Origin of the sequence: Erwinia sp. BNK-24-b, assembly GCF_047456155.1 — a bacterium.
In the GTDB taxonomy this organism is placed as follows: Bacteria; Pseudomonadota; Gammaproteobacteria; order Enterobacterales; family Enterobacteriaceae; genus Erwinia; species Erwinia phyllosphaerae.
Map to the genome: position 1 here is coordinate 4,603,136 of NZ_CP179901.1, position 13,860 is coordinate 4,616,995.

12 protein-coding genes are annotated in these 13,860 nt (G+C 54.2%); 7 read left to right on the forward strand and 5 right to left on the reverse strand.

What is annotated here, in order from left to right; translation table 11 throughout:
- Positions 1-66: 66 nt before the first annotated feature.
- Both dnaN and dnaA read right to left on the reverse strand, forming a co-directional pair.
- On the reverse strand, positions 67-1,167 hold the full coding sequence (dnaN, locus tag ACMGGR_RS21130) for a DNA polymerase III subunit beta (RefSeq protein ID WP_246760304.1): 1,101 nt from the start codon (positions 1,165-1,167) through the stop codon (positions 67-69).
- Positions 1,168-1,171: 4 nt separating this feature from the next.
- Positions 1,172-2,560 (reverse strand): chromosomal replication initiator protein DnaA, encoded by a 1,389-nt coding sequence (gene dnaA / locus ACMGGR_RS21135; RefSeq protein ID WP_246760305.1) that lies wholly within the window; start codon positions 2,558-2,560, stop codon positions 1,172-1,174.
- Positions 2,561-3,164: 604 nt separating this feature from the next.
- On the opposite strand from dnaA, the gene rpmH reads away from it, so the two are divergent.
- From rpmH to mnmE, 5 genes are all read left to right on the forward strand, one after another.
- Positions 3,165-3,305, forward strand: coding sequence for a 50S ribosomal protein L34 (gene rpmH, locus ACMGGR_RS21140; RefSeq protein ID WP_003849659.1), 141 nt, complete (start codon positions 3,165-3,167; stop codon positions 3,303-3,305).
- Between the two features lie 17 nt (positions 3,306-3,322).
- Positions 3,323-3,682 carry a ribonuclease P protein component gene (rnpA, locus tag ACMGGR_RS21145; protein ID WP_246760306.1) on the forward strand — a complete coding sequence of 120 codons (360 nt, stop codon included), beginning with the start codon at positions 3,323-3,325 and terminating at the stop codon, positions 3,680-3,682.
- A complete protein-coding gene (gene yidD / locus ACMGGR_RS21150) occupies positions 3,646-3,894 on the forward strand; it encodes a membrane protein insertion efficiency factor YidD (protein ID WP_246760307.1) in 249 nt (82 codons plus the stop codon). Before rnpA ends, yidD begins: the two co-directional genes overlap by 37 nt.
- 11 nt (positions 3,895-3,905) lie before the next feature.
- The gene (yidC, locus tag ACMGGR_RS21155; RefSeq protein WP_246760308.1) at positions 3,906-5,549 is read left to right on the forward strand and encodes a membrane protein insertase YidC; all 1,644 of its coding nucleotides are present in this window, start codon (positions 3,906-3,908) and stop codon (positions 5,547-5,549) included.
- Positions 5,550-5,636: 87 nt separating this feature from the next.
- The gene (gene mnmE / locus ACMGGR_RS21160) at positions 5,637-7,001 is read left to right on the forward strand and encodes a tRNA uridine-5-carboxymethylaminomethyl(34) synthesis GTPase MnmE (RefSeq protein ID WP_414147803.1); all 1,365 of its coding nucleotides are present in this window, start codon (positions 5,637-5,639) and stop codon (positions 6,999-7,001) included.
- A gap of 115 nt (positions 7,002-7,116) precedes the next feature.
- On the opposite strand, the gene ACMGGR_RS21165 is transcribed toward mnmE, so the two are convergent.
- Positions 7,117-9,213: a peptidase domain-containing ABC transporter gene (locus ACMGGR_RS21165; RefSeq protein ID WP_414147804.1), complete on the reverse strand. Its 2,097-nt coding sequence runs from the start codon at positions 9,211-9,213 to the stop codon at positions 7,117-7,119.
- The gene (locus tag ACMGGR_RS21170) at positions 9,206-10,492 is read right to left on the reverse strand and encodes an HlyD family secretion protein (protein WP_414147805.1); all 1,287 of its coding nucleotides are present in this window, start codon (positions 10,490-10,492) and stop codon (positions 9,206-9,208) included. Before ACMGGR_RS21170 ends, ACMGGR_RS21165 begins: the two co-directional genes overlap by 8 nt.
- A 426-nt stretch (positions 10,493-10,918) precedes the next feature.
- On the opposite strand from ACMGGR_RS21170, the gene ACMGGR_RS21175 reads away from it, so the two are divergent.
- Positions 10,919-11,635, forward strand: a complete 717-nt coding sequence (locus tag ACMGGR_RS21175) for a 4'-phosphopantetheinyl transferase family protein (protein WP_414147806.1) — start codon at positions 10,919-10,921, stop codon at positions 11,633-11,635.
- Between the two features lie 37 nt (positions 11,636-11,672).
- On the opposite strand, the gene ACMGGR_RS21180 is transcribed toward ACMGGR_RS21175, so the two are convergent.
- A complete protein-coding gene (locus ACMGGR_RS21180; RefSeq protein WP_246760313.1) occupies positions 11,673-12,986 on the reverse strand; it encodes an NCS2 family permease in 1,314 nt (437 codons plus the stop codon).
- Positions 12,987-13,193: 207 nt separating this feature from the next.
- Between ACMGGR_RS21180 and yieH the strand changes: the two genes are divergently transcribed.
- Positions 13,194-13,856, forward strand: a complete 663-nt coding sequence (gene yieH, locus ACMGGR_RS21185; RefSeq protein WP_414149013.1) for a 6-phosphogluconate phosphatase — start codon at positions 13,194-13,196, stop codon at positions 13,854-13,856.
- Positions 13,857-13,860: the final 4 nt, after the last annotated feature.

Here is a 13,860-nt window from a genome sequence, read left to right on the forward strand (position 1 = left end):
GCACGTGAGAATGGCGAGTTCTGCCCGAACGCAAACTGGCAAGTAAGTAGCCCGATAAAGATCACACTACAGGCGCATTGGCATCACGACATAGGCCGCACTCTGGCTGGCCGCGTCTTCAATCTGCACGCTGGAAACGGAGTCGGTGAGCAGCAAACGCACGTTTTCGCACTTCAGCGCGTTAAGCACGTCCAGCACGTAGCTGACGTTAAAGCCGATTTCCAGATCGGTGCCGCCGTAGGAGACATCCAGAATCTCTTCCGCCTCTTCCTGTTCCGGGTTGTTAGCGGTGATCTTCAGCTGATTTTCGCTGATATAGAGGCGAACGCCACGAAACTTCTCGTTCGACAAAATGGCGGCGCGGGCAAACGCCTGCTTCAGCAGATCGCAGCCGGCATCCAGCGTTTTGTCCGGATTTTTGGGCAGTACGCGACGATAGTCGGGGAAGCGACCGTCCACCAGCTTGGAGGTAAAGATAAAGTCGCCCACGTGCGCGCGAATGTTATTACTGCCAATCTGCACCTGCAGCGGGGTATCGCCGCCGTCCAGCAGACGCACCAGTTCGATAACGCCTTTACGCGGCACGATCACCGAGTGGTTTGGCAGCGCCTGGCCCACCGGCATAGAGCAAACCGCCAGACGGTGCCCGTCGGTGGCAACGGTACGTAACTCTTCGCCTTCGGTCTCAAACAGCATACCGTTCAGATAGTAACGTACGTCCTGATGCGCCATTGAAAACTGGGTCGCCTCAATAAGGCGCTTCATCGTTGCCTGCGGCAGCGTAAATTCGACTTCGCTTTGCCAGTCGTCCAGGTTCGGGAAGTCGCTGGCGGGCAGCGTGGAAAGCGAGAAACGGCTGCGGCCGGAGCGCACCAGCATTCTTTCGCCTTCCAGGATGACGGTAATCTCCGCGCCTTCGGGCAGGCCACGGCAGATATCAAAAAATTTGCGAGCGGGGACGGTTGTCGCACCCGGTTCGTGATCCTGCGTCAGCGCGACGCGGGCCACCATCTCCATTTCCAGGTCCGTACCGGTCAGCAGCAGGCTGCCGTCGTTAACCTGTAAAAGAAGGTTGCCAAGGATAGGCAGAGTCGGACGGCCGCCCAGCGGGCTGCTGACCTGTTGTAAGGGCTTGAGTAAATGCTCACGTTCTACAATAAATTTCATAGCGTCAGGAAGATAATGTTCTGATTAGATTTGAGAAATCTTCTTTAATATCGTGACTCTCTTCACGCAGCTGTTCGATTTTACGACAGGCATGCAGCACCGTAGTGTGGTCACGACCCCCGAAAGCATCACCGATTTCCGGCAAACTGTGGTTGGTCAGCTCTTTCGCCATCGCCATCGCCATCTGGCGAGGACGGGCCACGGAGCGAGAGCGGCGCTTGGACAGCAAGTCCGCCACTTTAATTTTGTAATACTCGGCCACCGTCTTCTGAATATTGTCGATGGTGACCAGCTTTTCCTGGAGCGCCAGCAGATCGCGCAGCGCTTCACGCACAAAATCGATAGTGATCGCGCGGCCGGTAAAATTGGCGTTGGCGATAACGCGGTTCAGCGCCCCTTCCAGCTCGCGCACGTTCGAGCGCAGACGCTTGGCAATAAAGAAGGCCACTTCGCCAGGCAGGCGAATATCGTTTTCATCCGCTTTTTTCATCAGGATGGCCACGCGCGTTTCCAGCTCCGGCGGCTCAATGGCGACCGTCAGCCCCCAGCCGAAGCGGGATTTAAGGCGATCTTCAACGCCGTTAATCTCTTTTGGATAGCGATCCGAGGTCAGAATGATCTGCTGATTGCCTTCCAGCAGCGCGTTGAAGGTGTGAAAAAACTCCTCCTGCGAGCGCTCCTTGTTGGCAAAAAACTGAATATCATCGATCAGCAGCGCGTCTACGGAACGGTAGTAGCGCTTAAATTCTTCTATCGCATTATTTTGCAGCGCCTTAACCATGTCCTGCACAAAACGCTCCGAGTGCATATACACCACTTTAGCATTGGGCTTGCGCGCCATAATTCCGTTGCCAACAGCGTGCAGCAGGTGGGTTTTCCCCAGGCCCGTACCGCCATACAGGAACAGAGGGTTATAGGCACCGCCCGGATTATCGGCCACCTGACGCGCGGCCGCGCGAGCCAGCTGGTTCGATTTACCCTCAACGAAGTTATCGAAGTTGTGCTTGGTGTTCACGTTAGAGCGATAGGAAAGCTCTGCCGGTGCCGGCATGCTGTCCCAGCTTGGACGCACCGGCGCAGGGCGGTGTCCCGTCGGCGCTGGCGTGCTGGCGTGGCTCATCACCGGCTGGCTTACCTGTTGCGTGACCGGTTTGCTGCCCACTTCAAAGCGCAGCAAAGGGGCGTCCGCGCCGCAGAAGTCGTTGAGCAATCCATTGATATTATTGATGTACTTATCACGGACCCAATCGAGCACAAAGCGGTTTGGTGCATACAAGGCCAGCGTATTGTCGTTCAATTCAGCCTGTAGAGGACGTATCCACATGCTGAATTCGGTGGCAGGTAGTTCATCCTGCAAACGGGCAAGACACTGTTGCCAGAGCGTAAGTGACACGGCGGACTCCACTCGAAAAAATTCGATAAGAAAAAAAGGCGCTGAAGCGATAAATTCATCATTGTTGACGCATGCAGATGACGCACATACGAACCGCTGTCCACGGTTTCTCCGCTACTGATCGACCCGGAGGATCGCTAACGGAAGGGCGGATCATAGCGCAAAGCGCCGCAGAGATCTTCACTTTCTACACAGTTTTCTTCCAATTTATCCACAGGAGAAAACCAGCAGGCACAAGTTTACTCGTTCATGCCTAAAAGACATTCAGGATCCTCCGCATTAGATGAATTTTTACGGTGCCGTCACGTTATTTTACCCGTCGGCCTGCAATAAGATCGGCTGAAGATCCTGAACGATCCTTGCGCTTTATCCCAGACCCCGTATAATTCTCGCCCCGGCGTGTTGCGCTCTGGCCCGTACCGGCTGGTTTTGCGGTCGAACGGGATAACCAGACGCGCCTTTATAAGCGAAGTAAATTGACTCCGGACTGTACAATTATTACAATCCCGCCTCTTTATTAAAGATACACTGAGGCGTCGGTCGGTTTTCGGACCTTTCAAGCGCGTCAACAAGTGAAATTTTCCAAGTTTAGGTAGAAATCGCCATGAAACGCACTTTTCAACCGTCCGTACTGAAGCGCAACCGTTCACACGGTTTCCGTGCTCGTATGGCAACAAAAAATGGTCGTCAGGTTCTGGCACGTCGTCGTGCTAAAGGCCGTTCACGTCTGACCGTTTCTAAGTAATAAAAGCTAACCGCTGAGTGGTTAAGCTCGCATTTCCCAGGGAGTTACGTTTGTTAACTCCCACTCATTTCACTTTCGTCTTCCAGCAGCCACAAAGAGCCGGTACGCCGCAAATCACCATCCTCGGCCGCCTTAACTCGCTGGGGCATCCCCGCATCGGTCTTACCGTCGCCAAAAAACATGTTAAGCGCGCGCATGAACGCAACCGGATCAAGAGATTGACCCGCGAAAGCTTTCGTCTGCGTCAGCACGACCTGCCCGCTATGGATTTTGTAGTGGTGGCGAAAAAAGGCGTGGCCGATCTGGATAACAGTGCGCTAATGGAAGCGTTGGAGAAGATGTGGCGTCGTCACTGTCGCCTGGCTCGCGGCTCCTGATTGCGCTGATTCGCGTCTATCAACGCGTAATCAGTCCGCTTTTAGGACCCCACTGTCGTTTCCATCCAACCTGCTCGCAATACGGTATTGAGGCATTGCGCAGGTTTGGCATGGTAAAAGGCAGTTGGTTGACGATGAAACGCGTATTAAAATGCCACCCTTTGAACCCGGGTGGCGACGATCCGGTGCCGCCAAAAACCGACGATAACTGAGAACATTAACGATGGATTCGCAACGCAATCTTTTTCTCATCGCTTTTCTGTTCGTGTCTTTTATGATCTGGCAAACCTGGCAAACGGACCATGCTCCGCAGCCTGCGCAAACCCAGACCACACAAAACACGACAGCAGCCGGTGATGCCGCAAACCAGGGTGTACCCGCCAGCGGCCAGGGCAAAACGATCACCGTTAAGACTGACGTCCTGTCTTTACAGATCAATACTCGCGGTGGCGATATTGAGCAGGCGCAGCTGCTGACTTACCCGGACAAGCTGGGCTCTTCACAGCCTTTCCAGCTGTTGGAAACCTCGCCAGGCTTTCTTTATCAGGCGCAGAGCGGTCTGACCGGACGCAACGGCCCGGATAACCCGGCCAACGGCGCTCGTCCTCTCTATACCACTACCCAGGACAACTTTGTACTGGCTGATGGCGCCAGCGAGCTGCGGATTCCGATGACCTTTACGGCGGAAAACGGCGCGACCTATACCAAAACTTTCGTGCTGAAGCGCGGTGAGTTTGCCGTCAACGTCGATTATCAGGTTAACAACACCACCCAGCAGCCGCTGGAAGTGGCCATGTTTGGTCAGCTGAAGCAGACCATCGACCTGCCAAAACATCGCGATACCGGCAGCAACAACTTTGCGTTGCATACCTTCCGTGGCGCGGCTTACTCCAGCAGTGAGACCAACTACGAAAAGTATAAGTTCGACAAAATCAGCGATAACGAAAACCTGAACGTCAACACCAACAACGGTTGGGTAGCGATGCTTCAGCAGTATTTCGCTACGGCCTGGGTGCCGCGCACCAACGGCGCCAATACGCTTTACACCAGCAACCTGGGTAACGGTATTGCCGCAGTAGGCTATAAATCTACGCCGGTTTCCGTTGCGCCTGGCGCGCAGCAGAACCTGTCCGCCACGCTGTGGGTTGGCCCGGAAATTCAGGACAAAATGGCGGCCATCGCGCCTCACCTTGACCTGACCGTGGACTACGGCTGGCTGTGGTTTATCTCTCAGCCGCTGTTTAAGCTGCTGAAGTTCCTGCACAGCTTTATCGGTAACTGGGGCTTCTCCATTATCGTTATCACCTTTATCGTTCGTGGCATCATGTACCCGCTGACCAAAGCGCAGTACACCTCCATGGCGAAAATGCGTATGCTGCAGCCGAAAATTCAGGCGATGCGTGAGCGTTTAGGTGAAGACAAGCAGCGTATGAGCCAGGAGATGATGGCGCTGTATAAAGCAGAGAAGGTTAACCCGCTGGGTGGCTGTCTGCCGCTGGTTATCCAGATGCCAATCTTCCTTGCGCTTTACTATATGCTGATGGGTTCTATCGAGCTGCGCCACGCGCCGTTCGCCCTGTGGATCCATGACCTGTCTGCGCAGGACCCATACTACATTCTGCCAATCCTGATGGGCATGACGATGTTCTTCATCCAGAAGATGTCGCCAACCACCGTGACTGACCCAATGCAGCAGAAGATCATGACCTTTATGCCGGTCATCTTCACCGTGTTCTTCCTGTGGTTCCCGTCTGGTCTGGTGCTGTACTACATCGTCAGTAACCTGGTGACCATTATCCAGCAGCAGCTGATTTATCGCGGGCTGGAAAAACGTGGCCTGCATAGCCGCGACAAGAAAAAAGCATAACGGATACCCATCCACAGATTTAGTGGGTGCTATCATAAGGCGGTCAACTGACCGCCTTATTTTTTTGCCTTAAAAAGAGATCAGAACATGAGTCATAGCGAGACTATCGTTGCCCAGGCGACGCCGCCAGGACGCGGTGGCGTCGGTATTCTGCGCGTTTCCGGCCCCGGGGCCGCCGACGTGGCCCACGCGCTGCTGGGTAAACTGCCGAAGCCCCGCTACGCCGACTATCTGCCCTTCCGCGATGCCGATAACGTCACGCTGGACCAGGGGATTGCGCTGTGGTTTCCCGGCCCGAACTCCTTTACCGGTGAAGACGTGCTGGAACTACAGGGCCACGGCGGCCCGGTTATTCTGGATCTGCTGCTGAAACGTATCGTCGCCCTGCCTGGCGTACGCATCGCGCGTCCCGGCGAATTTTCAGAACGTGCTTTCCTTAACGACAAGCTGGATCTGGCTCAGGCTGAAGCTATCGCTGACCTGATTGACGCCAGTTCGGAGCAGGCGGCACGCTCGGCGGTGAACTCCCTACAGGGCGCGTTTTCGCTGCGGGTTAATACTCTTGTGGAAGCACTTACTCACCTGCGCATCTACGTAGAAGCCGCAATTGATTTTCCGGATGAGGAGATCGATTTCCTGTCGGACGGTAAAATTGAAGCCCAGCTGAATCAGGTTATTGCCGATCTAGACAGCGTGCGGACCGAGGCGCGCCAGGGCAGTTTGCTGCGCGAAGGGATGAAAGTGGTGATTGCGGGACGGCCTAACGCCGGAAAATCCAGCCTGCTGAACGCGCTGGCCGGACGAGAAGCGGCGATTGTGACCGATATTGCCGGTACAACCCGTGACGTGCTGCGCGAGCATATCCATATCGACGGCATGCCGCTGCATATTATCGATACCGCAGGGCTGCGCGAAGCCAGTGACGAGGTTGAACGCATCGGCATTGAACGGGCCTGGCATGAAATCGAACAGGCCGACCGCGTGCTGTTTATGGTTGATGGCACGACCACTGCGGCGACAGAGCCTGGCGACATCTGGCCAGACTTTATTGCCCGCCTGCCGGCGACCCTGCCGATCACCGTGGTACGTAATAAAGCGGACGTCACTGGCGAAACGCTCGGCATGACGGAAGTAAATAATCACTCACTTATCCGCCTTTCTGCGCGTACCGGTGAAGGCATTGACGTCCTGCGTAATCACCTGAAAGAGTCGATGGGCTTTGCGGGCAATACGGAAGGCGGCTTCCTGGCGCGCCGTCGCCATCTTCAGGCGCTGGAGTTAGCAGCTACTCACTTACTTCAGGGTAAAGAGCAGCTGCTGGGTGCCAAAGCGGGTGAGCTGCTGGCGGAAGAGCTGCGGGTCGCGCAGCAAAGCTTGAGTGAAATTACCGGCGAATTTACCTCTGACGATCTGCTGGGCCGTATTTTTTCCAGCTTTTGCATCGGGAAATAAGCGGCAGCGCCTGAAACAAAGCATTGTGGGCCACGGATGGCCCGTGCCGAGCCTCCATGAGGGCATCTTTGTGAAAAGCGCAGGCTTTCTGAGTCAGTACTCTGGTAGCCGAGCCTTACAGCTCAATCACCCTGTCCGCGCTGGCAATCGTGGACGGCCGGTGAGCAATAAAGATGCGGGTAATTTTCAGCGCGGCGACAGAGGCGTTGATATGCGCTTCGTTGGCCAGATCCAGATGGCTGGTTGCCTCATCCAGAAACAGAATATTGGGCCGTCGGTATAAGGCTCTGGCGATAAGCAACCGCTGTTTCTGGCCGCCGGAAAGGCTGCCGCCCAGCTCGCTGATCAAGGTTTCGTAGCCCATCGGCATCGCCGTAATTTCCTGATGGATATTGCAGTCCATCGCGCAGCGTACGATGCGCTCTATCTCTTTTTCGCCGTCAAAACTGGCGATGTTTTCGGCTATCGACCCCGCAAAAAGCTTATCTTCCTGCAACACGCACGCAATACAGTCGCGATAGTTATTTAGCCCTGCTTTGTTAATATCCAGACCGTTAATCAGGATCTCACCTTCAACCGGCGTCAGCAGGCCAGCCATCACTTTCATTAATGTGGTTTTGCCAATACCGGAAGGCCCGACGATCGCCACGCTTTCTCCGGGTGCCACGGAAATATTCAGGCCGCTAAAAACAGGTCTGGACAGCTTGTCGTACTGGTAGGTGACGCCGCGCGCTTCAAAGCCAGCCGGTTCATCAACCGTGGCCAGCGAGCGTCCCGGCTGTAACTCCTCCGCATCGGTAAAAACAATGTCTGCCACCCTGTCGCTGTGCAGCGCCAGCATTTTCAGCTGTAGGACCATATTGATCAGGCTGGCAGCGCGATCGGAAAACTGTCCGCGATAGGCGTTGAACGCCACAAACATCCCCAGCGTCATATTACCGTCGATCACCATTGAGGCACCCAGCCACAGGATCACCACCTGATCGAGGGTGCTAATAAAAGTATTTACGCCGCCAAACAGCAAATCCAGTTTGGTCAGCCGGATAGTGGCGTTGGTGGTATCGATAGTCAGATTGAGCCAGAACTGCGCTCGCCGGGCGGTTATACCCAGCGCTTTAAGCGTGCCGATGCCGTACAGGCTTTCCATAAAATGCGAACCGGCCCGCGCACCCTTCACAATTTGCTCCTCCTGCGCCTGCCGATAGCGCTGATAGGTAGCCAGGCGCAGGATCATATAAATCAGCGTAAAACCCAACACCACCCAGATCAGCCAGCCGCCGTACAAAAACATCATGATAAAAACGCCAGCCGACATCAGCGAATCAATAATGCCGTTCACGATGCTGCTGGTTAGCGTGGTGCGGATCACGTCCAGCGAACCAAAGCGGGACTGGATATCGCCAAGCTTGCGCTTTTCAAAGTAGTGCAGCGGCAGGTTAAGCAGGTGATCGAACATGCCCGCTTTCCACTGCACGTCTATCAGCGATCCCATCACCAGCGATGTCCAGGCACGCAGCATGCTGACAAAAGTGCGAAACAGAATAAAACCCAGCAGCCCCATGCAGATGAGCGCCAGCAAATCATGATCTTCGGCAATAATGACGTGATCCATCACCAGCTGCGTCCCCACCGGCATCAGCAGGTTAACCGCTTCGATAACCAGCGACAGGCAGAAAATTTTAGTGAGAAAGCCGGGCAGCCCGCTGATATTTTTCATCATCGTGCCAAAGCTCAGACGGCTGCGCTGTTTAATACGGGTAAATTCGCTGTCTGGCCACAGCTCCAGCGCGACGCCGGAGAAATGCTGTGACATTTCCGCCAGCCCTACCACTCGTCTGCCAAATGCCGGATCGTGCAAAATAAAGCGCGAGCCGCGCACGGCCACCAGCACGACAAAGTGGCTCATGTCCCAGTGCAGTAAACAGGGCGTTTTTAGCTGCTTCAGCTCGTCCAGATCCAGCGACAGAGGCCGCGTTTTCAGCTTTAGCTGCCTGCCAATGTCGATCAGCACCGCCAGCGTCGCGCCATGAGAAGAGATACCAAACCGGCTACGTAAATTGAACAAGTCGATATCCATGCCGTGGTAGCGGCAGGCCATTACCAGACAGGCCAGCCCGCACTCCGCCGCTTCCGTTTGTAACACCACGGGAACCTTGCGCCGAAAGCTGAAGTTCAGACGACGCAGGATGTCATTAAAAATCGAATCATTCATTTACAGGCCCGCTAATGCTTTTTTTGAGGTCATAGTAAGGCGATAACATCCACTGCCAGATTGGCCGCTTCTCCAGAAACAGCGTGGCCTGCGCCTTCATCCCGCTGGCCAGCGTCAGCGGCTTGCCCTGATAGCTGAAGCGCCCTTGCTCAAGCGCCACAATCACTTTGTAATAGGGAGCAATCACGCCGTCGGTACGCGGTATTGAGTTATATTTACCCATTTCCTGGAAAGAGGCGGAGACGTTGGAAATGGATAAAATCCTGCCGGGAAACTGGCCATATTTTTCAAACGGGAAAGCCTCGTAACGCAGATTGATACCATCGCCGGGATGGAGGTAAGGCACGCTGGTATCCGGGATCCAGAGCATCAGGTAATAACGGGTACTGCTGGCCGGCATCAGCTGGGCCAGGCTGTCTCCCTGCGCCACCATCTGCCCTTCCGTTACGCTCATGCTTTCGATTTTTCCGTCGCTGGGCGCGGTGATAAAGAGCGAGCCACTGGCATTCACTTCCGCCAGCTGCCGTTTCAGATCGCTACGCTGATACTGATACTGTGAAATCTGGTTGTCATACTCGATGCCTTTGGTCAGCAGCTCACTCTCCAGCGCGCTGATTTGCAGTGCTTCCTGAATCGCCTGCGTGTTGAGGCCCTGCCAGGCGTTTTGCTGTTGGTAAAAGAGGTAGCGCTGGTTGGCGAACTGTTCCTGAGTGATTAACCCTTTACGCAGATAATCGCTATAGTTGGTCATGCTTTTACGCATATCTTTTACGCCGTTTCCGCTATCGGTAATTAAACGCTGCGATTTCTCATGGGCGATACGATATTGTTCCAGCTGGTTCTGCAAATTTTTTAAGGTAGTGGCTTTATTTTCCGCCAGCCTTTCAATGATATTTTCCGTTAGCGCAATCTGGTGGTTAATCGCTTCCACCGAGCGCTCGCTGACGTTACCTGATGAGGTGGTACGGCTAACATCAATCTGGTAAAGACGTTCGCCTTTCTTTATTAAATCGCCCGGCTCCGGCCACTTTTTAGTAATAAAACCCTGCTGCGGGGCGAAGATGGTAATAGCGTGCGGCAGAGAGATAATTTCTCCGGTCACGTTGATGCGGCGGGTAAAAGAGCCGCCCAGGATAAACAGCAGCAGCAGAATAAAAAACAGAACGGAAACAACGGCGACGGCCCATGCGGGATAGCCTGATGTCAGTAGCGCTTTGCCCAGCCATTTGGTTTTAAGATGCTGGACGGCTTCCATGCGAAATAGCGGTTTTCTTTCCATAGCTTTCTTAAATTAAAAGAATAAAGGGTTGTTATCTCCTGGTCATGGCGGATAAAAACCCGGCGTTCCGTGCCTGGCTGTGGAAAGTACACTATTCTCCCTTACTTTATCAACTCCATTTTTATAGCAATAGAATAAACTCAGTTAACATCATTGATTAATTCCAGTAAAAATAGCTTATTTGCGGCAGGTTACGTTACTTATATGACATTTATTAACGTTATATAAAAAAAGGTGAGCCGTTAATAATGATAATGGAATGGAAAACATTTCAGCGTAAAAATACCGCCTGGCGGGATTAATAAGCAGGACTGTAAATTAATATTAATCCTAATTTCTGTTCGTAACAGGAAAGTTGCGTGATATTTACCAGGAAAATTCTTACAATAGCGTGATGATTTTCCGACCATTTTCACGGAGCGACAGATGGCAAGTCATTTTGTACGTTGGAGCCTGACGGATGCCAACATTCCCCTACACCGACTCTCCCGACAGGTCACCGAAGCGGCGCAGACACTGCCGGAGCGGCGGCGAATGCGTTTTCTCGCCTCACGTATGCTGCTGGCCGAAACTATGCTGCGGCTGTACGGTATTCCTCAGCTGCCCGCATTAACCGCCGCCCTTAACGGACGCCCGCGCTTTGCCGATCCCGACCTGCCGGATTTTAGTATTGCCTATGCGGGAAACATTATTGGCGTGCTGCTGGCGGAAGAAGGTACCTGTGCCGGGCTGGATATGGAAATCGTCCGCGCGCACAGCCGACAGACGCTGGAACAGTATTCCCGTGAAATCTCCTCCGGTGAAAGAGCCTGGGTGCAGGCGCAGGCCGATCCCGTAGAAGCCGCCACCCAGCTCTGGACGCTGCGGCAAAGCATACTCAAGCTCACGGACGATAAGGCAAAAGAGTCGCTAAGGCTCCATCCCGCTTCCGGACGGCTGCGATCGCTGCTTTTGCCGGATATTGAAGCCATTTCCGATGTTGAACCGCTGATTGTCTGGTCGTGCGCGCTTTCGCCAGGCTGCGAGCGTTTGTCACTGTGGGAATTTGCGGAAAATAACTGGAAAGGACTGAGTTCGAAAAGTATGGGGCCGCGAACGCTGCGGCTGACCAGCCTGCCGCCAGAAAAACTGGCGCATTTTTAACGAGCGGGCCGACGCTTATCGACCCGCCCGTTGGCTGTTAATGAGCGTCAATAAAGACGATTTTCAGCACGAAAAGCAGTCCTACCACGATGACGCATGGCGACATTTCACGCCAGCGGCCGGTACCCAGCTTCATCACGCAGTAAGAGATAAAACCCAGCGCGATGCCTTCGGTAATAGAAAAGCTGAACGGCATCATCACCGTCGTCACGAAGGCCGGCACCGCTTCGGTTAAATCATCCCATTTCACGCGCGCAAGGCTGGAAGTCATCAGCACGCCAACGTAGATCAGCGCGCCAGCGGCCGCATAGGCTGGCACCATACCGGCCAGCGGCGACAGGAACATCACCAGCAGGAACAGAATACCTGTTACCACCGCCACCAGTCCGGTACGACCACCGATAGAAACGCCGGAAGAGCTTTCGATATAGGCGGTAACGGAAGAGGTACCGATATAAGCGCCCGCAACGGAGCTGATGCTGTCGACAAACAGCGCCTGCTTCATGCGTGGGAACGTCCCTTTTTCATCGGTCAGGCCCGCTTTGTCGGTCACGCCAATCAGCGTACCGGAAGAGTCAAACAGGTTAACCAGCATAAAGGAGAAGATGATGCCGGCCATGCCGATATTCAGCGAGCCTTTTAAATCGACCTGTCCCAGTACGGCGGTCATGCCGGACGGCGCAGAGAATACGCCACCGTATTTGACGTCGCCAAGCGCCAGGCCAATCAGCGTGGTCACAACGATAGAGACCAGCACCGCGACGTGAATATTGCGCGAGGCCAGAATCGCGATGATAAAGAAGCCCAGCGCCCCCAGCAGTACGCTATGGGAGGTCAAATCGCCTACGGCCACCAGCGTTTCTTTATTTGGCACCACGATACCGGCATTTTTCAGGCCGATCATCGCAATAAATAACCCAATTCCGGCGGTAATCCCCACGCGCAGGCTCACCGGAATATTGGCGATCATCCAGTAACGCACGCGAAACAGCGTCAGCAGCAGCAGGCCCACGGCGCCCCAAAAAATAGCACCCATTCCCACCTGCCAGGAGATACCCATGGCACCCACGACCACGAAGGCGAAAAAGGCGTTCAGGCCCATGGCAGGCGCCAGCGCTACCGGCAGATTGGCCACCAGGCCCATCAGGATACTGCCGAATGCAGCAATCAAACAGGTTGTCACAAACACGGCCTGCGTATTCATGCCCGCCACGCCAAGGATCTGCGGGTTGACGAAGACGATGTAAACCATGGTCAGAAAGGTCGTGAATCCGGCGACCACTTCCGTCCGCACCGTCGTGCCGTGTTCCTGGAGTTTAAAGATCCGCTGCAGTAGACCTGAGTTATTCATTGTGAGTTTCCAAAACGGAGAAAAGTTATCGTCGGCTATCCTAACTGATAAATTTTAATTTGCCAGAGAGCACCGGGGTTTTTTCGCAACCGATTGCGCCTCTTTTACCGTCACTTCACCGCCGTTAACTGAAATTGACATTTTCAGGTCGCATTCTGCTCAAGGATAATTAAAGTGGAGAGAACATTTATTATTAAGGATGAATCGATGTCGGTTAGCTGTGTATTTTTTGATTGTGACGGGACGCTGGTGGACAGCGAGCTGCTCTGTACCCAGGCCTATGTAAACACCTTTGCGCGCTACGGCGCCCAGCTGTCGCTACAGGAAATGTTTGAAAAATATAAAGGCGTGAAGCTGTACGATATCATCGCCGACGTTACCGCTGAGCATCATCTCAGCGCCAGCGTAGAAGAGCTGGAACCTGCCTACCGTCAGGAAGTGGCGCGGCTGTTTGACGAACAGCTACAGCCGATTGCGGGCGCAAAAGCGCTGCTAGAGCAGATAACCGCGCCCATGTGCGTGGTATCCAACGGCACCGTACCGAAAATGCAGCATTCGCTCGGCCTGACCGGCATGCTGTCCTTTTTTGATGACCGGTTGTACAGCGGCTATACGATTGAGAGCTGGAAGCCCGATCCGGCGCTGATGTTCTACGCGGCGCGGCAAATGGCGGTGCCAATCGAGCAGTGTATTCTGGTAGACGATTCCGAGGCGGGAGCAAAAGCGGGTATTGCTGCCGGTATCCCGGTGTTCTATTACTGCGCGGACGCGCACAACCAGCCGCTGGATCATCCGCTGGTGACGCCTTTTAACGATATGGCCCAGCTGCCAGCGCTGTGGCGGGAAAGAGGCTGGCAGCTTACGCGCTGAAAAC

What these genes read in the sequence shown, in the direction of transcription:
- dnaN (WP_246760304.1), bottom strand. Translation starts at nt 1,167, where the DNA reads ATGAAATTTATTGTAGAACGTGAGCATTTACTCAAGCCCTTACAACAG.
- rpmH (WP_003849659.1), top strand. Translation starts at nt 3,165, where the DNA reads ATGAAACGCACTTTTCAACCGTCCGTACTGAAGCGCAACCGTTCACAC.
- yidC (WP_246760308.1), top strand. Translation starts at nt 3,906, where the DNA reads ATGGATTCGCAACGCAATCTTTTTCTCATCGCTTTTCTGTTCGTGTCT.
- mnmE (WP_414147803.1), top strand. Translation starts at nt 5,637, where the DNA reads ATGAGTCATAGCGAGACTATCGTTGCCCAGGCGACGCCGCCAGGACGC.
- ACMGGR_RS21165 (WP_414147804.1), bottom strand. Translation starts at nt 9,213, where the DNA reads ATGAATGATTCGATTTTTAATGACATCCTGCGTCGTCTGAACTTCAGC.
- ACMGGR_RS21170 (WP_414147805.1), bottom strand. Translation starts at nt 10,492, where the DNA reads ATGGAAAGAAAACCGCTATTTCGCATGGAAGCCGTCCAGCATCTTAAA.
- ACMGGR_RS21175 (WP_414147806.1), top strand. Translation starts at nt 10,919, where the DNA reads ATGGCAAGTCATTTTGTACGTTGGAGCCTGACGGATGCCAACATTCCC.
- ACMGGR_RS21180 (WP_246760313.1), bottom strand. Translation starts at nt 12,986, where the DNA reads ATGAATAACTCAGGTCTACTGCAGCGGATCTTTAAACTCCAGGAACAC.
- yieH (WP_414149013.1), top strand. Translation starts at nt 13,194, where the DNA reads ATGTCGGTTAGCTGTGTATTTTTTGATTGTGACGGGACGCTGGTGGAC.